The 20,594-nt window shown below is 64.9% G+C and carries 17 protein-coding genes; 11 read left to right on the top strand and 6 right to left on the bottom strand.

The features are described 5' to 3' along the window. Window positions 1-185: 185 nt before the first annotated feature. Entirely contained in the window at window positions 186-3,698 is a 3,513-nt protein-coding gene (locus tag AB7531_RS04470; RefSeq protein WP_441279907.1) for a hypothetical protein, read from the bottom strand. 319 nt (window positions 3,699-4,017) lie between these two features. On the opposite strand from AB7531_RS04470, the gene AB7531_RS04465 reads away from it, so the two are divergent. Then, window positions 4,018-4,767 carry an outer membrane protein gene (locus AB7531_RS04465; protein ID WP_063980756.1) on the top strand — a complete coding sequence of 250 codons (750 nt, stop codon included), beginning with the start codon at window positions 4,018-4,020 and terminating at the stop codon, window positions 4,765-4,767. A 13-nt stretch (window positions 4,768-4,780) separates the two neighbouring features. Here the strand turns inward: AB7531_RS04465 and AB7531_RS04460 are convergent, their stop codons facing one another. Beyond that, window positions 4,781-5,371, bottom strand: coding sequence for a PadR family transcriptional regulator (locus AB7531_RS04460; protein WP_063980755.1), 591 nt, complete (start codon window positions 5,369-5,371; stop codon window positions 4,781-4,783). 195 nt (window positions 5,372-5,566) lie between these two features. On the opposite strand from AB7531_RS04460, the gene AB7531_RS04455 reads away from it, so the two are divergent. The 4 genes from AB7531_RS04455 to AB7531_RS04440 all read left to right on the top strand — a co-directional run bounded on the left by AB7531_RS04455 (window position 5,567) and on the right by AB7531_RS04440 (window position 11,431). Beyond that, complete coding sequence (locus AB7531_RS04455; protein WP_063980754.1) at window positions 5,567-5,953, top strand: nuclear transport factor 2 family protein; 387 nt, start codon at window positions 5,567-5,569, stop codon at window positions 5,951-5,953. A gap of 40 nt (window positions 5,954-5,993) precedes the next feature. Beyond that, entirely contained in the window at window positions 5,994-7,784 is a 1,791-nt protein-coding gene (locus tag AB7531_RS04450; protein WP_063980753.1) for an acyl-CoA dehydrogenase C-terminal domain-containing protein, read from the top strand. A 69-nt stretch (window positions 7,785-7,853) separates the two neighbouring features. Beyond that, window positions 7,854-9,062: an acetyl-CoA C-acetyltransferase gene (locus AB7531_RS04445; protein WP_231143818.1), complete on the top strand. Its 1,209-nt coding sequence runs from the start codon at window positions 7,854-7,856 to the stop codon at window positions 9,060-9,062. A gap of 155 nt (window positions 9,063-9,217) precedes the next feature. After that, complete coding sequence (locus tag AB7531_RS04440) at window positions 9,218-11,431, top strand: FAD-dependent oxidoreductase (RefSeq protein WP_063980752.1); 2,214 nt, start codon at window positions 9,218-9,220, stop codon at window positions 11,429-11,431. A 450-nt stretch (window positions 11,432-11,881) separates the two neighbouring features. Here AB7531_RS04440 and AB7531_RS04435 read toward each other — a convergent pair whose 3' ends face one another. From AB7531_RS04435 to gstA, 3 genes are all read right to left on the bottom strand, one after another. Next, window positions 11,882-12,190, bottom strand: a complete 309-nt coding sequence (locus tag AB7531_RS04435) for a hypothetical protein (protein WP_063980751.1) — start codon at window positions 12,188-12,190, stop codon at window positions 11,882-11,884. A 199-nt stretch (window positions 12,191-12,389) separates the two neighbouring features. Further along, on the bottom strand, window positions 12,390-12,734 hold the full coding sequence (locus AB7531_RS04430) for a hypothetical protein (RefSeq protein WP_207794619.1): 345 nt from the start codon (window positions 12,732-12,734) through the stop codon (window positions 12,390-12,392). A 120-nt stretch (window positions 12,735-12,854) separates the two neighbouring features. Next, the gene (gene gstA, locus AB7531_RS04425) at window positions 12,855-13,469 is read right to left on the bottom strand and encodes a glutathione transferase GstA (protein WP_063980749.1); all 615 of its coding nucleotides are present in this window, start codon (window positions 13,467-13,469) and stop codon (window positions 12,855-12,857) included. Between the two features lie 127 nt (window positions 13,470-13,596). On the opposite strand from gstA, the gene AB7531_RS04420 reads away from it, so the two are divergent. The 3 genes from AB7531_RS04420 to AB7531_RS04410 all read left to right on the top strand — a co-directional run bounded on the left by AB7531_RS04420 (window position 13,597) and on the right by AB7531_RS04410 (window position 16,242). Continuing rightward, window positions 13,597-14,091 (top strand): MarR family winged helix-turn-helix transcriptional regulator, encoded by a 495-nt coding sequence (locus tag AB7531_RS04420; protein WP_038960026.1) that lies wholly within the window; start codon window positions 13,597-13,599, stop codon window positions 14,089-14,091. A 101-nt stretch (window positions 14,092-14,192) separates the two neighbouring features. Next, window positions 14,193-15,563: a glutamate--cysteine ligase gene (locus AB7531_RS04415; RefSeq protein ID WP_038933719.1), complete on the top strand. Its 1,371-nt coding sequence runs from the start codon at window positions 14,193-14,195 to the stop codon at window positions 15,561-15,563. A gap of 112 nt (window positions 15,564-15,675) precedes the next feature. Further along, on the top strand, window positions 15,676-16,242 hold the full coding sequence (locus AB7531_RS04410; protein WP_063980748.1) for a PAN domain-containing protein: 567 nt from the start codon (window positions 15,676-15,678) through the stop codon (window positions 16,240-16,242). A gap of 42 nt (window positions 16,243-16,284) precedes the next feature. On the opposite strand, the gene AB7531_RS04405 is transcribed toward AB7531_RS04410, so the two are convergent. Further along, a complete protein-coding gene (locus AB7531_RS04405; RefSeq protein ID WP_063980747.1) occupies window positions 16,285-16,518 on the bottom strand; it encodes a hypothetical protein in 234 nt (77 codons plus the stop codon). A 205-nt stretch (window positions 16,519-16,723) separates the two neighbouring features. Between AB7531_RS04405 and AB7531_RS04400 the strand changes: the two genes are divergently transcribed. From AB7531_RS04400 to AB7531_RS04390, 3 genes are all read left to right on the top strand, one after another. Then, window positions 16,724-19,240, top strand: a complete 2,517-nt coding sequence (locus AB7531_RS04400) for a glycogen/starch/alpha-glucan phosphorylase (protein WP_063986046.1) — start codon at window positions 16,724-16,726, stop codon at window positions 19,238-19,240. Window positions 19,241-19,310: 70 nt separating this feature from the next. Continuing rightward, complete coding sequence (locus AB7531_RS04395; protein WP_245328526.1) at window positions 19,311-19,679, top strand: hypothetical protein; 369 nt, start codon at window positions 19,311-19,313, stop codon at window positions 19,677-19,679. Between the two features lie 4 nt (window positions 19,680-19,683). Beyond that, window positions 19,684-20,499: an acyl-CoA thioesterase gene (locus tag AB7531_RS04390; protein WP_063980746.1), complete on the top strand. Its 816-nt coding sequence runs from the start codon at window positions 19,684-19,686 to the stop codon at window positions 20,497-20,499. The last annotated feature ends 95 nt before the right edge of the window (window positions 20,500-20,594 follow it).

Below are 20,594 nucleotides of genomic sequence, written 5' to 3'. Positions count from 1 at the left end.
TTAGGGCGTGGTGAACGTGGCGCGCGAGCTGTCTCCCCTCACCCTGAGGAGCCTGCGCAGCAGGCGTCTCGAAGGGCGAGGCCCGGATCGGTGGTGGGGGCCTGCATGGTTCTCGCGGCGATGCGAAGCATCGTCCGCTACGCGCGCCAGGGCGCGCTCCTCACCATGAGGAGTGAGAGTGCGCTTTAGTGCGCCGCCGAGGCCGAGCGCTTGGTCGCGACCGGCTTCGGCGCGGGCTTTGCGTTTGCCTGCGGCGCGCTGTCCCAGCCGCCGTTCGGGGCAGGAACATTGACGGCATCGTCAGGCTGCGGCTCGGCGCTGAAAGTCTGGATCGCGAGCTTGGCGGCGGCGAGCGACTGCGGATCGAGCCGCTTGGCGACGTCGTCGCGCTTGCCGGACGCATCCGCGTCACCCTGGGCGGCTGCGAGAGTGAACCATTTGTAGGATTCGGCGAGGTTCTGCTCCACGCCGATACCGCGGGCATAGAGGATGCCGAGGTTGAACTGGCTGTCGGCGACGCCGCGATCGGCGGCCTTGCGGAACCACTGCGCCGCGCTCTTGTAATTGGCGCCGCGTCCGCCGCCATCGGCGTCGAGCACCGCGAGATTGTGCATCGCCTTGGCGTTCCCGCGCTCGGCGGCCTGCGTGTAGTAGCGGCGGGCGATGTCGGCGTCCTTCTTCACCCCGAGGCCCTTCTCATAGAGCGTGCCGAGGCGGAAGGTCGCGGGCACCACGCCGGCCTGCGCCGCGCGGTCGTACCATTTGGCGGCTTCATCGTAATTCGCAGCGACGCCCTTGCCCTCGGCAAAGCGCACGCCGATCTCGTAGGCCGCGGTCGCATCGCCCTTCATCGCGGCGGTGCGCAGCACCGGACCGCCGATGCCGTCAGGGAGCTTCTCGCTCGGCGGCACCTGGATCATACCGAGCCTCGCGCGGCTCGCGCCCGACAGCGCGCCGGTGACGTCGTTGCTCGCCGCAGGCGGTGGTGGCGTCGCGGGGACCGGCGGGATTTCGACCGAAGCCGAGCTGCCCGACCCTGCCACGGGAGCGGGCGCGGGATTATTCAGCGACTGCTTCCCGATCGGCGTCGGCGAGGTCATCGACGGCGTGACCTGCTCGGGCGTGGCAGGCCTGGTCTCGACCGGCGGCGGCGGAGCCTGCGGCGCGGGCGCGCTCGACGAATTCTCCATCGCCTGCGGTGACGGCGGCGGGCTGCCGCCATCGAGCAGATTCATCGCCATCTTGAAGGTGCCGAGCACGATCACGACCACGCTGGCGCCGACCAGCAGCGAGCGGATCTTCGAGGTGATGGTCGAGCCGCCTTCCTGGCCCGTGTCCTTGGCGCGGCCTGCGATGGCCGCCTTGGCAGCTGCCTTTGCACTTGCCTTGGCACCGCGGGCCGGCTTTTCCGGCTGCGCGGCGGCGGCCTGCGCGGCGCGGCGTGCGGCCGCGATAAAGCTCGACGACGACACCGGCTCTTTCGGCGCGGCGGGGATTTCGCTGATCGCGCTTTCGGACGCGGCAATGCGCTCCGAGGGCGTGGCGACGCGGCCGCCCGGCCGTGTGCCCGGCTCGAGCGGATGGTCCGGCGGCAATTCCGGTGCGAGCGCGGCGCGCGCGGGCGCCGTGTGCGGCTCGAGGATCTCGCTGATCGCACGCGGCGGAACGGGCGGTGCGGTTGGCACCGGCGGCGGCGCGGCCGGTGCGGCGGCATGGAATTCGCGCGGCGCGGCGACGAAGGCGCCCTGTGGCGGCTGTTGCGCGGCGGCCGGGTTCTGCAGCTCTGGCTTCGGATCGTATTTCGGCTGCTGCTGTGGCTGCTGCCACGGCTCGCGCGCGACAGGCGGGGGCTCCATGGGCGCGGCCATTGGCATCGACATGGACGTCGAACTGGGCATCGGCTGCGGTGCGGGTGCCGGCGGCGCCGTGCGCACCGCGCGCAGATCACCCTCGATCATCGAGAGGCGATCGACGACATGGCCGAGCGCGCTGTGCACGGCCTCGAGCGAATCCTGGGTGCGGCGGTTGGTCTCGGCCTGGCTGAAGCGGATGTCGGAGAGCTCGCGCTTGACCAGATCGACCATGCCGGGATCGGCAGACGGCGCCGAATTGCGGCTTTCGGCGAGGGCGGAATAGGTCGCCTGCTGCCGCTCCAGATGCCGCAGGATGTCGTGCAGCCCGTCCTCGACGCGGCTTAGATTGCCGTTGCGCGGATCGGAGGCGGCCTCGATCCGCTCCAGCAGATACGAGACCCGCTGTTCGAGATGCGCAAAGGTCGACGCGGAATCGTTGCCGACCTGCATGCGGTCGAAACGGTCCGACAGCGCGCGGATCGCGGCTTCGAGATGCTCGCTGCTCTCGGTGGGCTGCGGCCGCTCGCGCGTTTCCAGCGCGGCGGTGAGGGCCGCGATGCGCTGCTCCAGTACCGCAAAGCTGTCGCTGGGGCCGGACGAGCGGGTGACCTGGTCGACCTTGGAGGACAGCAGCTGCACGTCATCGGAAAGACGCGCCAGGGCTTCGTTGGAGGCGACGTTGGAGACGATGCCGCGCAGCGCCGAGATCGCGCCTTCGAGCTGGCGCACCGTCGACGGGTCGTCATTGGCGCGCAGGATCAGATCGAGCTTGGCGCCGAGGTTGCGGATCGCCTCGTCATAGCCGGTGAGCTGCTCGGCCGGCGTCAGCGTGCGCAGCACCTGCTTGATCTCGGACAACGCGTGCTCGATGCCCGACAGGACCTGGCCGTCCGTCCCGGACGAGCGGGTCTCGTCGATGCGACGGTGCAGCGAGCGGATCTCATTCTCGATAGATTCGATCGCGCGGCGCGGCATCGCCTCGGTGATGGCGTGGCGGATCTCGGCAAGCTCGCTGCGGAAAGCGTTGATCGCCTGCTCGGTGTTGTCAGGGCGCTGAAGCGACTCGATCTGGCTCGTGATCTTGAGCAGATGGCGCTCGAGCGACGAAAAATCCGGCCCCGGCTGCGGGGGCGGCGGCGCATAGGCAGGCGCGGGCGGCGCCATCGGGGGCGCGAAAGGAGCTGCCGTCGGTGCAATCGAGGGCGCGGCGCGTGGCGGCATCTGCCGCGGCGTAAAGCCGTCGAGCTCGCTCTGCCGTGCCGTGATCTCGGCGACGGCAACGTCGAACGACGCGGGGCTCAAGGGAGGTGAATTGCGATAGACCTGTGCGGCCGCGCGCTCGACCATATCGGCCTGGCGCTGGCGCGTCTCGACGGGTGCCGGAGCCGGTGCCGGCCGCTGAGGCTGCTGCGGCTTTGAGATTTGCGACAGCCGCGCATCGAGCCGCGAGATCGCGTCGTTGAGCTGGCGCGCGACGCCCTGCTCGCGCGAGACGTCTGGTCGCGACGCGTCCTGTCGTGAAGCATCTTGGCGCGGCGCGGGCTTTGAAATCCGTTCGATCTGCTGGGTGATCGCGTCGAGCCGCTGGTGGATATCGGCGACGTCGCGGCTCTCCTGGCTCGGCATCTGTTGCGGGCGCTGATCCTGGCGCTGCTCTTGACGCTGGTCTTGACGTTGTTCTTGGCGTTGATCGTAAGGTCCGCGAAAATTCGGCGGGGCCGTCTCGCCGAGCGTGGAGTTCAGCCAATCGTTGAGTGACATGCCGGCACGACGCGCAGCAGCTTCGGCCCGCTCCCTGACGGATGGATCGATGCCGTCAACACTCCACGATACGCGCGAATTCATGACTCTGTCCGGTTCCGACTCCGGCGCCCCACCCGGCGCCTCCAGCCTCCCCACGCGTGCCGGTTGTGAAGACAATCGGATTTGGCGCGGGTCGTCTGCCTCGAAAACCGACTTTTTCCTGTTACGGTAAATAACGGGTTAAGGAACGCGTTGCCGGTGTCTTAAAGTTGGGCGCCGGGAACCCGATTGCCGCCGCTGGCCCCGCCCCAAAGCAGCGTCCCGACAAAGATTTCGCCACGCGCCCGGTCCGCACGTCTCAATGGATAGAGAGCGGCCCGATCCACGGGCGGGTTCTTGCCTGACTGGATTGTTGGCTGACATGAAAAGGTTGCTCGTGGCCGCGATGGCGGCCGGACTGGCATCGCATGCTGTTGCCGCCGATGCCCCGGCGGCAGCGCCTGCGGTGAAGGCACCGGCGCCCGCGGGATACAATTGGACCAGCTGCTATGTCGGCATCCAGGGCGGCGGCAACTGGGGCAAGAGCGAGCATGTCCGGCGCGCCGGCGACGACTCCGGGCCAACGATCACAGGGACTTTCAATCTCAGCGGTGCTGCCGTCGCGGGCGGCGTCTTCGGCTGCGATTTCCAGATCGAAAAGACCGTGCTCGGCTTCGAGAACGACGCGTCATGGACCAACCAGCACGGCAAGGTGCAGGATCTGCCGCCCTTCAACGTCGGGGTGACGAGCGGCACGCGGGAAAAATGGATCGATATGTTCCGCGGCCGTGTCGGTTACGCGCTCGATCAGTTTCTGATCTATGGCACGGCCGGTATCGCCTTCGCCGGTACCGAGGTCACCGTGTCCAACCAAGTGGTGCAGGTCACCAGCTCCCATACCCGCACCGGCCTGGCGGCCGGGCTCGGTGGTGAATGGGCGGCCTATGTCGATACCTGGGGCGCCGTGACCCTCAAGCTCGAATATGTGCACGTCGATTTTGGCAGCAAACGATATGTCGATCCGCCGATCAGCGGCGCCGTCACGCGCGACGTCAGGCTGACGGACGACATCGTCCGCGCCGGCGTCAATGTCCGGTTCAACTGGGATAGGCCTGTTGTCACGAAGTACTAAGGGCGCTGAAGAGCTAGCCTTTCCCCTCGCGCTTGCCGTCCTCCAGCGGCACGACCGCGCCCTTGCCGCTCATCGCCGATAGCGCCTGGAGCGCCTCTTCGCAGAAATCGGCCACCATCTGCTCGTGGCGGGCACCGAGCTGAAGCAGCAGCAGATTGCCGAGGTCGAGCACGCCCGACGCCGAGCCCTCGGGAAATCGCTTCTTGAGGATCCGCTCGTAATTCTCGTGCCGGTCGCGGTGGTGCTCCAGCCGGGCCATCAGATCGGTGCGCATGGGCTCGATGTCGATGCTGTCGAGCGCGTGCAGCCGCACCAGCAGGTCGTCCTTGATCGAGGGCGGTGTGCTCGGCCGCGCGGCCCAGTGCCGCAGCGCTGTTCGGCCCTCGGGAGTCAGCGTATAAATCAGTTTGTTGGGCTTGCCCGATTGCACGACCTCGCGGCCCTGGATGTAGCCGCGGTCGCGCAGCTTCGAGAGCTCGCGGTAGATTTGCTGGTGGTCGGCTTTCCAGAAGAAGCCGATCGAGGAATCGAATGTCTTGGCGAGCTCGTAGCCCGTCATCGGACGTTCCGTCAGGCATGCGAGGATTGCGTCGCCGAGCGCCATGGCACCAGCTCCATTTCGAGGTCCCGACCAATTGACTTGACTTTATGCGCATCGGTGCATATGCGTCAATGTGCATATGAGGCGGGCTTCAGACCCGCCCTTATCGGCCATCGCGCTACTGTGCATGGGGTTGTTTTCGCGTTTTTGCCAAGGCCTTTGATCAAGAAGGCCTTTGACTAAGGGAGGCACCTGAGAATGACCGGCCTCGATTCCTGGTACGCCTTTATGAAGTCCCACGACCGCGCCGCGCTCTGGGACCTGCTCCATCCTGACGCCGTGTTCGAAAGCCCCGTGGTGCATTCGCCGCAGCGTGGACGCGACATCACCTTCAAATATCTCGCCAGTGCCGAGAAGGTGCTCGGCGGTCCCGGCTTCACCTATGTCGGCGAGTGGAAAAGCGCCAATGGCGCGGTGCTCGAATTCAAGAATGTCATCGACGGCATCGAGATCAACGGTGTCGACATCATCACCTTCGATGCCGAGGGACGCATCACCAATTTCAAGGTGATGGTGCGTCCGCTCAAGGCGATCAACATGCTGCACCGCCTGATGGCGGAGCAGTTGGCCGCCGCTCAATCATAAGTCAACATCATCACTTCAGACCGCCTGCCGGGAGACCATCATGCCGATCTACAAAGCCCCCGTCGAAGACGTGAACTTCCTGCTCAACGACGTCTTCCAGATCGATCGCTACGACAATCTCGCCGGCTTCTCCGACGCGTCGAGCGACGTGCGCGAAGCCATTCTCGGCGAAGCCGCCAAGCTCGCCGAAGAGGTGCTGCAGCCGCTGAATCGTGTGGGCGATCTCGAAGGCTGCAAGCGCGCCGATGACGGCAGCGTCACCACGCCGAAGGGCTTCAAGGACGCCTTCAAGCAAGTGGCAGAGGGCGGTTGGCTTGGCCTGTCGGCGCCGACCGAGTTCGGCGGCCAGGGTCTGCCGGTGACGCTGAGCCAGGCGGTCAACGAATTCCAGATCTCCGCCAACATGGCGTTCTCGATGTATGGCGGCCTCACCATGGGCGCGACCGCGGCGCTGATCGTGCACGGCTCGCCTGAGCAGAAGCAGACCTACGTGCCGAAGATGGTGGCGGGCGAGTGGACCGGCACCATGAACCTGACCGAGCCGCATTGCGGCACCGATCTCGGCATGCTCCGCACCAAGGCGGTCCGCCAGCCCGACGGCAGCTTCAAGATCACGGGCACGAAGATCTTCATCTCGGCCGGTGAGCATGACCTCGCCCCCAACATCATCCACCTCGTGCTCGCCCGCATCGAGGGCGCACCGGCCGGCATCAAGGGCGTGTCGCTGTTCGTGGTGCCGAAATTCATGGTCAATGCCGATGGTTCGGTCGGCGCACGCAACGGCGTGGTGTGCGGCTCGATCGAGCACAAGATGGGCATTCACGGCAATTCCACCTGCGTGATGAACTACGACAGCGCCACCGGCTGGCTGATCGGCGAAGAGAACAAGGGCATGCAGGGCATGTTCGTGATGATGAACGAGGCCCGCCTCGGCGTCGCCGTTCAGGGTCTCGCGCAGTCCGAGGTCGCCTATCAGAACGCGGTCGCCTATGCCCGCGAGCGCATCCAGGGCCGCTCGCTGACCGGCGTGAAGGCGCCGGACAAGCAGGCCGACCCGATCATCGTGCATCCCGACGTGCGCCGCACGCTGCTCTCGATCCGCGCCTTCAACGAGGCGGCGCGCGCCTTCGTGATGTGGACCGCGCTGAAGAGCGACGTCGCCCATCGCTCCGAAGATCCCAAGGACCGCCAGGCCGCCGACGACCACATGGGCCTGATGACGCCCGTGCTGAAGGGCTTCCTCACCGATTACGGCTTTGCCAACGCGGTGCAGGCGCAGCAGATGTATGGCGGCCACGGCTACATTGCCGAGCAGGGCATGGAGCAGTTCGTGCGCGATGCCCGCATCGCCATGATCTATGAAGGCGCCAACGGCATCCAGGCGCTCGACCTCGTCGGCCGCAAGCTGCCGCGCGACGGCGGCCGTGCCATCATGGCCTTCTTCGGCGAGGTCATGGCCTTCGCCAAGGAGAACGGCGGCGACGAGGCGCTCAAGCCATTCATCACCCCGCTCTCGGCCTCGCTCGGCCATCTCCAGCAGGCCACGACCTGGCTGATGCAGAACGCGATGGCGAAGCCGGACAATGCGGGCGCTGCCGCAACCGATTACCTGCATCTCTTCGGCTTCGTCGCGCTCGGCTACATGTGGGCGAAGATGGCCAAGGTGACGCAGGCGAAGATTGCCGCGAGCGGAGCGACGCCCTATCTCTCGACCAAGCTCGTCACCGGCCGCTTCTTCATGGAGCGCATGCTGCCGGAGACCGCCGCCAATCTCGCGCGCATCCAGGCCGGCTGCGCCACCATCATGGAACTGCCGGCGGAAGCTTTCTGAGGCTTCCCGCTTCGCCAATGATCCGACCGCGCCGCGGTCGTAACCAATAACTGCAATCAGGAGGCTCCCATGGCAGATGCCTATATTTACGACCACGTCCGAACCCCGCGCGGCCGCGGCAAGGCAGACGGCGCGCTGCACGAGGTGACGGCGCTCGCGCTCGCCACCGTGCCGCTGAAGGCGCTGAAGGACCGCAACAACTTGCCGGAAGATTCCGTCGACGACGTCGTGCTCGGCGTGGTCGACCCCGTCGGCGAAGCCGGCAGCGATATCGCGCGCTTCGCCGCGCTCAAGGCCGGCCTAGGCGAAGCCGTGCCCGGCGTGCAGATCAGCCGCTTCTGTGCTTCCGGCCTCGACGCCGTGAATTTTGCCGCAGCCCAGGTGATGAGCGGCCAGCATGAGCTGGTGATCGGTGGCGGCGCCGAATCCATGAGCCGCGTCGGCATCGGCGCCTCCGGTGGCGCCTGGCCGATGGACCCGTCGATGGCGGTGCCGGCCTACTTCATGCCGCAGGGCGTCTCGGCCGATCTGATCGCCACGAAGTACGGCTTCTCGCGCGACGACGTCGACGCCTATGCCGTGCAGAGCCAGCAGCGCGCCGGCAAGGCCTGGGACGAGGGCCGGTTCAACAGGTCCATCGTGCCCGTGAAGGACATCAACGGCCTCACCATCCTCGCCAAGGACGAGCACATGCGGCCCTCGACGACGATGCAGTCGCTGGCACAGCTTCAGCCGTCGTTCACGATGATGGCGCAGATGGGCGGCTTTGACGGCGTCGCGGTGCAGTCGCACCCGGAAATCGAGCGCGTGAACTACGTGCACCACGCCGGCAACTCGTCGGGTATCGTCGACGGCGCCGGCGCCGTGCTGCTCGGCAGCAAGGAAGCGGGTAGCAAGTACGGCCTGAAGCCGCGCGCAAAGATCCGCGCCTTCGCCAATGTCGGCTCCGAGCCGGCGATGATGCTGACCGGTCCGGTCGACGTCACCGAGAAGCTGTTCGCGCGTTCGGGCATGAAGAAGTCGGACATCGACCTGTTCGAGCTCAACGAAGCCTTCGCCTCCGTCGTGCTGCGCTACATCCAGGCCTTCGACATCGACAACGCCAAGATCAACGTCAATGGCGGCGCGATCGCACTCGGCCATCCGCTTGGCGCCACCGGCGCGATGATTTTGGGCACCGTGCTCGACGAGCTCGAGCGCACCAACAAGGCGACCGCCTTGGTGACGCTGTGCATCGGCGGCGGCATGGGCACCGCGACCATCATCGAGCGCGTCTAACGAGCTGCCGTAGGGTGGGCAAAGCGAAGCGTGCCCACCATTGCTGTCTCCGCGAAGGATGGTGGGCACGGCGCAAGAGCGCCTTTGCCCATCCTACGAGATCTCAAGTCAACCGCCGCGCCTGAGATCGGCTGCGGCACCGAGGAGCAACCAACATGGCTTACAAGAACTTTAGGGTTGAGACCGATTCCGACGGCATCGCGCTCGTCACCTGGGACATCCCGGGCCGTTCGATGAACGTGCTCGACGAGACCTCGACCAGCGAGCTCGATGCGATCGTCAAGGAAACCACGGCCGACGCCGCCGTGAAGGGCGTCGTCATCACCTCCGCCAAGGAGGCGTTCTGCGCCGGCGCCGACCTGTCGATGCTCGAGGGCATGAACCAGGCCTACGCCAAGGTCTTGAAGGAGCAGGACGAGACCGCCGCAAACCAGATGCTGTTCGACCAGAGCCGGCGCTTCTCGCAGGTGCTGCGTTCGATCGAGACCTCCGGCAAGCCGTGGGCGGCCGCGATCAACGGCCTCGCGCTCGGCGGCGGTTTCGAGATCACGCTGTGCTGCCACTACCGCGTCGCGGCGGAAAATCCCAAGACGCGCCTCGGCCTGCCCGAGGTCAAGGTCGGCCTGTTCCCCGGCGCCGGCGGCACGCAGCGCGTGCCGCGCCTGGTGCCGCCGCAGGACGCGATGACGATCCTGCTCAAGGGCGATCCGGTCACGGTCGAGAAGGCCAAGGCGCTTAATCTGATTCACGCCATCGTTCCCGCAGGCGACCTCGTCAAGGCGGCGAAGGACTGGATCAAGGGTGGCGGCAAGGCGGTCGCGCCCTGGGACGAGAAGGGCTTCAAGCTGCCGGGCGGTCCGGTGTTCTCCAAGGCCGGCATGATGATGTTCCCGGCTGGCAACGCGATCTATCGCCGGGAGACCTACGACAATTATCCGGCCGCGCGCGCGATCATGAGCTGCGTCTATGAAGGCCTGCAGTTGCCGATCGACGCCGCGCTGCGCGTCGAGTCGCGCTACTTCACCTCGGTGCTGCGTTCGAAGGAAGCAGCCGCGATGATCCGCAGCCTGTTCCTGTCGATGCAGGAGCTGAACAAGGGCGCGCGCCGCCCGAAGGACGTAGCCCCGACCAAGGTGAAGAAGATCGCGGTGATCGGCGCCGGCTTCATGGGTGCGAGCGTCGGCTACGTCTCGGCCCGCGCCGGTCTCGACGTCGTCCTGATCGACCGCGACCAGGAGAGTGCCGACAAGGGCAAGGCGCATGCTCAGAAGGTGATCGAGGAGCAGATCAAGAAGGGCCGCGCCAAGCCCGGTGACGCCGACGCGCTGCTCGCGCGCATTACGCCGACTGCCGATTATGCTGCACTCAAGGACGTCGACCTCGTCATCGAGGCCGTGTTCGAGGATCGCAAGGTCAAGGCTGATACCTTCGCGAAGGCGCAGGAGCATATGAAGCCGGACGTGATCTTCGCGTCGAACACCTCGACGCTGCCGATCACCTCGCTGGCCGAGGGCTTCAAGGACCAGGGCAAATTCGTCGGCATCCACTTCTTCTCGCCGGTCGAGAAGATGATGCTGGTCGAGATCATCAAGGGCAAGAACACCGGCGACCTCGCGCTCGCGACCGCGCTCGATTACGTCCGGCAGATCGGCAAGACGCCGATCGTCGTCAACGACAGCCGCGGCTTCTTCGCCAATCGCTGCGTCGGCCGCTACGTCGCCGAAGGCAACGAGATGTTCCTCGAAGGCGTGCCGCCGGCGATGATCGAGAACTGCGCCAAGATGGCCGGCATGCCGGTCGGTCCGCTCTCGCTCTCGGACGAAGTCGCACTCGACCTCGGGCTCAAGATCATGAAGGCGACGGAAGCCGATCTCGGCCCGAACGCCATCAACCCCGATCAGAAGAAGCTGATGGTGGAGATGGTCGAGAAGCAGGGCCGTCTCGGCCGCAAGAACAGCAAGGGCTTCTACGACTACCCCGAGAAGGGCAAGGGCCAGAAGAGCCTGTGGCCGGGCCTCTCGGCGCTGCAGCCGAAGCAGCTCGATCCCGACACGCTCGACATCGAGGAGCTGAAGCAGCGCTTCCTGGTGGTGCAGGCGGTGGAAGCCGCGCGCACGGTCGAGGACCACGTCATCACCGACCCGCGCGAGGCGGATGTCGGCTCGATCCTCGGCTTCGGCTTCGCGCCGTTCACCGGCGGCACGCTGTCCTACATCGACTTCATGGGCACGAAGAAATTTGTCGAGCTCTGCCACACGCTGGAGGCGAAGTACGGCTCGCGCTTCACCCCGCCGAAGCTTCTCGAGGAGATGGCCGCGAAGGGAGAAACCTTCTACGGCCGATTCGCGCCGAAGAAGGCTGCAGCCTGACCACCCAAGATCATTTGAGAAGAAAGGCCGGATCGTCGATCCGGCCTTTTTGTTTGGGAAGACGTCATCACGGTTGCGTCAGATTTGTTCCCGGCTTGTGGAACCAATCACAGAATTCGCGTAGGACCCGTGTCAGAGTCCCCCGCTGCCGTGGTGTCGCGCAATTGTCATAGGCGTGTCGAAGCGGCGCCGTTCTTTTGCTCGGCCCTGGCACTAGTCTTGCTCCGGGTCAGGGTTCCGAATCCGGTTGGGACACTTGCCGAGCCATCGGCAGGTTGAAGACAAAATAAGAAAGTATCCTTGATGAACTCTTTGGTGCTGCGGAAGACCGCGCTCGGTCGCGATCTCACCGCGAAATATGCTGTTGGACCCACAACTGGCCGCCTCTCGCCGCAACAGAAGCCGGCGCGCCTGCGCCGCAAGGGGCCGATGCTTTGGGCCGCTTTGGCGTTACTTGTGCTGGCGGCGGATTTTATGCTGGCTTCCCTCGCCTGGCTCGCCGTCGACTTCGTCATGGGCTGAGACCGCCCGCGCGTGCAGCAGGTAGGCCGCCGCGAAGTAGGCGAGCTGGCAGACGGCAAGACAGATGGCGATGACGGTCACACCCGCCATCATGCCGAATCCGTAAGCGCGAAGAATGATTGCCGAGAAAACTGCGATCGCCGGCGCAATCAATATCAGCGCCCAGATCCTGAAAACATAACCTGTCGCTATTCCCACCAATGCACTTGCGACGATCAGGACCAAGGCAATCGTCAAGTTCGGCTCCGATGAAATAATCCTCTAACAATTCCGCCAAGCTCGCGCGCTTTACGGGTACTGACAAGACAGCACTACTTACATTCGGCGAACAGTAGTTCATAAGTCTAATGATAGGTACGATGATCCGGCGAGATGGGTTCGCGCCCAGCCCGCCCCAGGGCAAATAAAACGGGCCGGATCGACGATCCGGCCCGTTTTATTTGCGGTCTCCGAGCGGCGAGAACGCCCGGCCCGAGACCGCATCGTCGGCAAGACTCGCTCTCCAGCTGCCTTCATCGCCGCGGCCAATGCGAACCTCGAAGCGCCAGCCATTCTGGTTGGTGAAGGCGATGTCCGTTCCGCCCTTCTTCCTGGCATAGCTGCACGGATATTCGGTCGGCCGATCGGGAAAGACGATTTTTCCTTCCTTGCTCTCGAACACGGCCGAGGTGACCTGCGGATGGATCATGAAGATGCAATTGCGCTGCGGCAGGTCCGGCGTCGACAAGCCAAGCATCGCGAGCGGCGCGCCCGCGGCGGTCATAAGGACGATCATGTTCATGGCGGCGGCTGTCCCATGGAGGTGCTCCGCGATTTCGACGTGGCCGCCGATCGAATGGTTCACAAAGAAAAAGGCCGGATCGTCGATCCGGCCTTTCGATTGTTGCATCTTGCGATGCGCTTACTTCGCCTGCGCAAGGCCTTCCTTCTTCAGCGCCTCTTGGACCTGCGGCCGCGCCGCAACGCGAGCCTTGTAGGCGGTCAGGTTCGGCATGGCCGAGAGGTCGAACTCCATCCGATCGCCCCAGGTCAGCATCGTGAAGAGATAGCCGTCGGCCACCGTGAACTGCTTTCCCATGAGGTAGTCGCGGCCGGCGAGCTGGCTGTCGATGTATGTCAGCTTGCCCATGACGCGATCCCTGAAGAAGGCCTTGGCCTCGTCGTTCAGCGCCGGCGCGAACAGCGGTCCGAAGCTCTTGTGCACCTCCGAGGTGAGGAAGTTCAGCCATTCGAGCAGCTTGTAGCGCTCGGAGCTGCCGTGAGCTGGCGCCAGCGCCTTGGCCGAAGCCTGGTCGGCGATCATCTGGACAATGACCGGGCCTTCGGTCACGATCTCGCCGCTGTCGAGGCCCAGCGCAGGGACCTGGCCCTTCGGGTTCAGCTTCAGATAATCCTCACCATTTTCGAGCTTCTTGGCCCGGATATCGACCTTGACCAGCTCATAGGGCAGGCCGGCTTCCAGGAGCGCGATGTGGGGGGACAGGGAGCAGGCGCCGGGCGAGTAATAGAGTTTCATGGAATTTCTTTCTCTTGACGCTTGGTTGGGGCGAAGGAACGCCTACATGCATTTGCATCCAATAGTCAAGATTGATGCAGGTGCATTGAGTGAGGTAAGAGACGGGACGACGAGCTTGAGCGGGACCATGAAACGCAAACCATCGACCGAGGCAACTTCGGCCTGGATCCGCCTGATGCGGGTGCAGAGCCGCGTGCTCGATTGCGTCGAGCAGGACTTGAAGAAGGCGGGGTTCCCGCCGCTGGCCTGGTACGACGCGCTGCTCGAATTGTCGCGAGCGCCCTCGGGAGAGCTGCGGCCGGTGGAACTCGAGCGGCAAATGCTGATCCCGCAATACTCCACTTCGCGCCTGATCGATCGCCTGGTCGACGAGGGGCTCGCCTCCCGGCGCGAATGCAAGATCGACAAGCGCGGCCAGTTCGTGGAGATCACGGAAGCCGGCCGCGAGTTGCAGAAGCGGATGTGGGGCGCCTATTCGGCCGCGATCGAAAAGTATGTCGGCTCGAAACTGTCCGATGCGGATGCCGTCAAGCTCAGCGGTCTGCTCGACCGTCTCGGCTGCTCGTGCGGCGAGATGAAACTGCCGCCCATCCACGTCAACGAAACCACGCCGTCGCGATGATCGTGCGGCACACCAGCTCGTCCGTGCACCCCCTGGGTTCGCGGACCACCCCGTCACCCGCGCGCCTTCGATCGAAGCGCCCTTTTTGATTAGAGTTTGATATGGCGCGAGACCAGATCGATATGACGCCGCTGCAGTCGCGCGACGAGCTCGTCGCGTGGTTCGAGGCCGGCTGCAAGGACCCGTCCGAATTCCGCATGGGCACCGAGCACGAGAAGACGCCGTTCACGCTCGAAGGCCACCGTCCGGTGCCTTACGAGGGTGCGCGGGGCATCGGCGCGCTGCTCGAAGGCATGAAGCTCCTGCTCGGCTGGGAGCCGATCATGGAGAAGGGCAACATCATCGGCCTCTACGACGTCACCGGCGGCGGCGCCATCTCGCTCGAGCCCGGCGGACAGTTCGAGCTCTCCGGCGCGCCGGTCGAGAACGTGCATCAGACCCAGAGCGAGCTGATGGCGCATCTGGCGCAGGTGCGCGAGATCGCGACCCCGCTCGGCATCGGCTTCCTCGGGCTCGGCATGACGCCGTCCTGGTCGCGCGCCGACATCCCGGTGATGCCCAAGGGCCGCTACAAGATCATGACCAATTACATGCCGAAGGTCGGCCAATACGGCCTCGACATGATGTACCGGACCTGCACGGTGCAGACCAATCTCGACTTCTCCTCCGAAGCCGACATGGTCAAGAAGCTGCGCGTCTCGCTCGCGCTGCAGCCGGTCGCGACCGCGCTGTTTGCCAATTCGCCGTTCACCGAGGGCAAGCCGAACGGCTTCCTGTCGTTCCGCTCCGAGATCTGGCGCGACACCGACAATGCGCGTTCGGGCATGATGCCGTGGGCATTCGAGGACGGCATGGGTTTCGAGCGCTATGTCGACTACGCGCTCGACGTGCCCATGTATTTCGTCAAGCGCGACGAGGATTACATCGACGTCTCGGGCTCCTCGTTCCGCGCCTTCTTCGACGGCCGCAACAACAATCTGCCCGGTGAACGCCCGACGCTGTCGGACTGGGCCAATCATCTTTCGACGATCTTCCCGGAGGTGCGCCTCAAGCGCTATCTCGAGATGCGCGGCTCCGATGGTGGCCCGTGGGGCCGCCTGCCGGCGCTGTCGGCTTTCTGGGCCGGGCTGCTCTACGACGATGTGTCGCTCGATGCCGCCTGGGACCTCGTGAAGCACTGGACCGCGCATGAGCGCCAGGCCCTGCGCGACGACGTGCCGCGGTTCGGCTTCAAGGCGCGGATCAAGGACCGCTATCTGTTCGAGATCGCCAAGGAATGCCTCGTTCTGGCCCATGCCGGCCTGCGCCGCCGCGGCCGGATCGACCAGCTCGGCCGCGACGAAACCCGGCATCTGGAGCCGCTCGATCGCATCATCGATTCCGGCCGGACCCCGGCCGAGGAGATGCTGGAGAAGTTCAACGGCGCCTGGAACGGCTCCGTGGAACCGGCCTACGCGGAATACGCGTTCTAGGCCAGAGGCCGACGACCAGGACCTGAGCCGTTCATCGCCCATACAGGTTTGCGGCGATCAAATGACCGGCTGAAAAAACCTGAGCGCCGTCAATAACTCGAAAGCTGTTCCAATGGGGAAGGGCCGCCTGCGTGGGGCCGTCATGGCAAGCGTCGTGGCCTGCGCCACGTTGCTTGCGCTCGTGTTTGCGAGCGCGCCTGCGCGCGCCCAGACGGCGTTCGACCGGCCCGGCGGCGACTATTTCAGCTCGCCGGTGACGTCAGGTGACCCCGAGGATTGCGCGCTGCAGTGTGAGCGTGACCGCCGCTGCCGCTCCTGGAGCTTCAACTATCCCGACGTCGAAGGCGGCTCGGCAGTGTGCTGGCTCAAGAACACGGTGCCGCCGCGTGTCCCGGGCAGCTGCTGCATCTCCGGTGTGCGTGGCGCCGGCGTGATCGAGCCGCGGATCGAAGGCGTTGAAACGTCGATCGACCGCCCCGGCGGCGACTTGCGCAATTTCGAGATCAAGGACGGCGAAGGCGAAGAGGCCTGCAAGGCCGCCTGCATCGCCGACAACAAGTGCCGCGCCTTCACCTATGCCCGTCCCGGCTACACCGGGCGTGAAGCGCGCTGCTTCCTGAAAAAGGAAATCAAGCCGCCGCGCCGCAAGGCGGGCTTCACGTCGGGCGTAGTCAGATAGCGCGCAGCACCTTCACGCGCGGCGAATCCAGCGACCCGCTCCTCAATTCGCTGCCGACACCAGCCTGTCCCCGCACGCATTCGCGTAGAACTTGCCACCGCATTGGCGCTTGATGGCGGCGCAGCGCACCGCGGGAGACGCATTTTCCGGAACGCTGAAGCCGCAGCTCATGCCGTCGGCACTGCGACTCGTCTTGCCGGCGGCAAAGGCGGCGCTGGAGGCGGTGATGCAGACGACGAGGAAGGCCGCGGCGGCGATTTCGATCAGCAGTCTCATGGACGTTTCCTCCACACTGATGGCTGAATCTGCCCTCAATCTAGCACCGAATCCGCATCTCTCCGTACGCTTCCGGGTTCCCAAATCGGCCCGTTCCTTGCATAAATTTACGCCAGCGCAGTGCACGGCCGCGCCAGGGATGGTTCCGGTGCAGGGGCAAGACGCGTAGAGTTAGTGGTGTTCTCGCGACCAGGAAGTGACGGCCTTGCAAGATCAATCGTTCCAGCCAAGTTTTCCGGCCTCCGGCCAGCCCATCGACGAGCTCGCGCTGGCTGACGTCAAGGGCGCGATCCTGGCGAAGCTGCGCCTTGCCATCGGCAAGGATGCGGGCATGGCCACCAAGCACGACTGGTACCAGGCCGCAGCGCTCGCGCTGCGCGACCGCATCGTGCATCGCTGGCTCACGGCCGAGAAGCACAGCTACGATGCGGGACGCAAGCGCGTCTATTATCTCTCGCTCGAATTCCTGATCGGCCGTCTCTTCACCGACGCGCTGAACAACATGGGGCTGCTCAAGATCTTCGAGGTCGCGCTCGGCGATCTCGGCGTGTCGCTGCCTGAGCTCCGCAAATGCGAGCCGGATGCCGCGCTCGGCAATGGCGGCCTGGGGCGGCTCGCCGCCTGCTTCATGGAGAGCATGGCCACGCTCTCGATCCCCGCGATCGGCTACGGCATCCGCTACGATTACGGCCTGTTCCGCCAGATCATCAATCAGGGCTGGCAGCAGGAATATCCGGACGAATGGCTGAGCTTCGGCAATCCCTGGGAATTGCAGCGGCCCGAGGTGATCTATCACGTCCATTTCGGCGGTGGCGTCGAGCATGTCGACGACAAGGGCCGCGACCGCGCGATCTGGCATCCGGCCGAGACCGTGCAGGCGATCGCCTATGACACGCCGATCGTCGGCTGGCGCGGCCAGCACGTCAACGCGCTCCGCCTGTGGTCGGCACGCTCGCCCGATCCGTTGAAGCTCGACGCCTTCAACAAGGGCGACTATGTCAGCGCCAGCGCCGAGCAGTCGCGCGCGGAAGCCATCTGCAAATTCCTCTATCCGAACGACGAGAGCCCGGCGGGACGCGAGCTGCGGCTGCGCCAGGAGTATTTCTTCGTCTCCGCTTCGCTTCAGGACCTGGTCAATCGCCACCTGACCTCCGACGGCCAGCTTCGCAGCCTCGCAATGAAGGTCGCGGTCCAGCTCAACGACACGCATCCGAGCCTCGCCGTCACCGAGCTGATGCGCATCCTGGTCGACCTGCACAATTTCCGCTGGGACGAGGCCTGGAAGATCACGGTCGCGACGCTGTCCTACACCAACCACACGCTGTTGCCCGAGGCGCTGGAGACCTGGCCGGTCGAACTGTTCGAGCAGCTGTTGCCGCGCCATCTCGAGATCATCTACCGCATCAACGTGCAGCATCTCGCGCTGGCCGAAGCGCGCGCGCCCGGCGACATCGATTTCCGGGCCTCGGTTTCGCTGATCGACGAGAGGAGCGGACGCCGCGTGCGCATGGGCCAGCTCGCCTTCGTCGGCTCGCACCGCATCAACGGCGTTTCGGCGATGCATTCGGACCTGATGCGCGAGACCGTGTTCCACGATCTCAACCATCTCTATCCCGGCCGCATCACCAACAAGACGAACGGCATCACCTTCCGCCGCTGGCTGATGTTGGCGAATCCGAAGCTGACCGACCTGCTGCGCGAGACCTGTGGCGAAGTCGTGCTCGACGATCCAACCCAGCTCAGCCTGATCGAAGCCCGCGCCAGCGACGTCGAATTCCAGAAGAAATTCCGCAGCGTCAAGCTTCACAACAAGACCGCGCTGGCGCGCCTGATCGGCGAGCGGCTCGGCATCAAGGTCGATCCGACCGCGCTGTTCGACGTGCAGATCAAGCGCATTCACGAATACAAGCGCCAGCTCCTCAACATCATCGAGACGGTGGCGCTGTACCAGGCGATGAAGGACGATCCCAACGGCAACTGGGTGCCGCGGGTGAAGATCTTCGCCGGCAAGGCGGCGGCGAGCTATCGCTACGCAAAATTGATCATCAAGCTGGTCAACGACGTCGCGGACGTCGTCAACAACGATCCCGCGATCGGCGGCAAGCTCAAGGTCGTCTTCCTGCCCGACTACAATGTCAGCCTTGCGGAGGTGATCATTCCCGCGGCCGATTTGTCCGAGCAGATCTCGACCGCCGGCATGGAGGCCTCCGGCACCGGCAACATGAAGCTGTCGCTGAACGGCGCGCTCACCATCGGCACGCTCGACGGCGCCAACATCGAGATCCGCGACCATGTCGGCGCGGAGAATATCGCGATCTTCGGCATGGAGTCCGGCGACGTGATGATCCGCCGCAAGCAGGGGCTGGATGCCTCCGACGTGATCCGCAATTCGCCAAAGCTCCAGCGCGCCATCAATGCGATCGGCACCGGCGAGTTCTCGCCCGGCGATCCCGGCCGCTTCGAATCGATCGCGCACGCGCTGCGCTATCTCGACCACTACATGGTCAGCGCCGATTTCGATTCCTATTACGAAGCGCAGCGCAGCGTCGACGCACGCTGGCAGGTGGCGCCGGCCTGGACGCGCGCCTCCATTCTCAATGTCGCGCGCATGGCCTGGTTCTCCTCGGACCGCACCATCCGCGAATATGCCGAGGAAATCTGGAACGTGCCGGTCAATCCGACCACGCCGCTGCTGCCAGATCTGCGCGACGTGGCAGGCTGATTTTCCGCAACGTGAAATCGGCGTTACCTGCGAGGTTATTGATTTGGCAGGATAGGCATCATATTACGGCTTGAGCTTTTTCTGGCCGGAGTCGATCGTGCCTGTCGGCGAGTATACGAGCCCGGATGGGCAGCTTCGATTGCTGGTCATATGTCCCGACGGGGACTGGACGCTGGGGTTCGACGGATTCTCCTGGCACACGCACGGCAGCATCCTTGCCAGTCTTTCAGGCAAGGACGAGGAAGCTGCCATCGGCGACTTCGTCGCCGATCTGATCAGCGGCAAGAGTATCATTGCGCTGAAGCGCATAGGAGGCTCCGTCGCGGATGCCTGGGTCACAGATGATCCGGCAGACGATGTTTTGAGTTCGCAGCAATATGGCCCTGGTGATGAGACGATGGAGTTTCGTCGTTGGGACGGAAGCTCAGTAGAGGTCTAATCCCATGCACGCCAAGCTCCCGCACCCGTTCGACGACGCCACCCGCATCAGCGCCGGCGACTCCAGCTGGCAGGGGCATACCAGCGACGACTACTGGGCGTTTGTCGGCCCGTTCGGCGGCGCCACGGCCGCGACCATCCTGCGTGCGCTGATCGACCATCCGCAGCGCGCCGGCGATCCGCTGGCCCTGACCGTCAATTACTGCGCGCCGATCGCCAAGGGGCCGTTCGATCTGGACGTGCGGCTGGTGAAGGCCAATCGCTCCAGCCAGCACTGGAGCGTCGAACTGTCGCAGGGCGGCGGCGAGGTCGCTACGCTCGCCACCGCCGTGTTCGCCGAGCGCCGGCCGTCCTGGGAGCACAGGGTGGCGCAATATCCCGATGCCACGGCGTTCGAGGCGACGCTGCCATTCCCGAAGATATCGGCATCCTGGGCCAACCAGTATGAATTCCGCTTCGTCGAGGGCGAGATGCGGATCGGCCCGCCGCGGACCGAGCTCGCTGGCACCTATTCCAAGCTCTGGATCGGCGACCGCACGCCGCGCAAGCTCGACATGCTGTCGCTGATGTCGATGTCGGACGCCTTCTTCGGCCGCATCTTCCACGCCAGGCGCGAGCTGGTGCCGTTCGGCACGGTGTCGCTGACGACGTATTTCCACACCGGCAGCGAGGAGCTCGCCGCCGAGGACATCACGCGCGTGCTCGCGACGGCCGATTCGAAGATCATGCACAAGAGCTATGCCGATCAGAACGCCGAGCTGTGGTCGCCGAACGGCAGGCTGCTCGCGACCACGACGCAGATCGCGTATTTCAAGGCGTGAGGTGCTCTTCCCCTCTCCCCTTGTGGGAGAGGGTGGCTCGTCGCGAAGCGACGAGACGGGTGAGGGGTCTCTCTCCGCGAGCGCTTCTCTTGCAG

The organism is Bradyrhizobium sp. 63_E2_N1_3, from assembly GCF_052076005.1.
Classification (GTDB): domain Bacteria; phylum Pseudomonadota; class Alphaproteobacteria; order Rhizobiales; family Xanthobacteraceae; genus Bradyrhizobium; species Bradyrhizobium barranii.
Note: the sequence above shows the minus strand (reverse complement) of the source record. Positions and strands in the feature narration are given on the sequence as shown.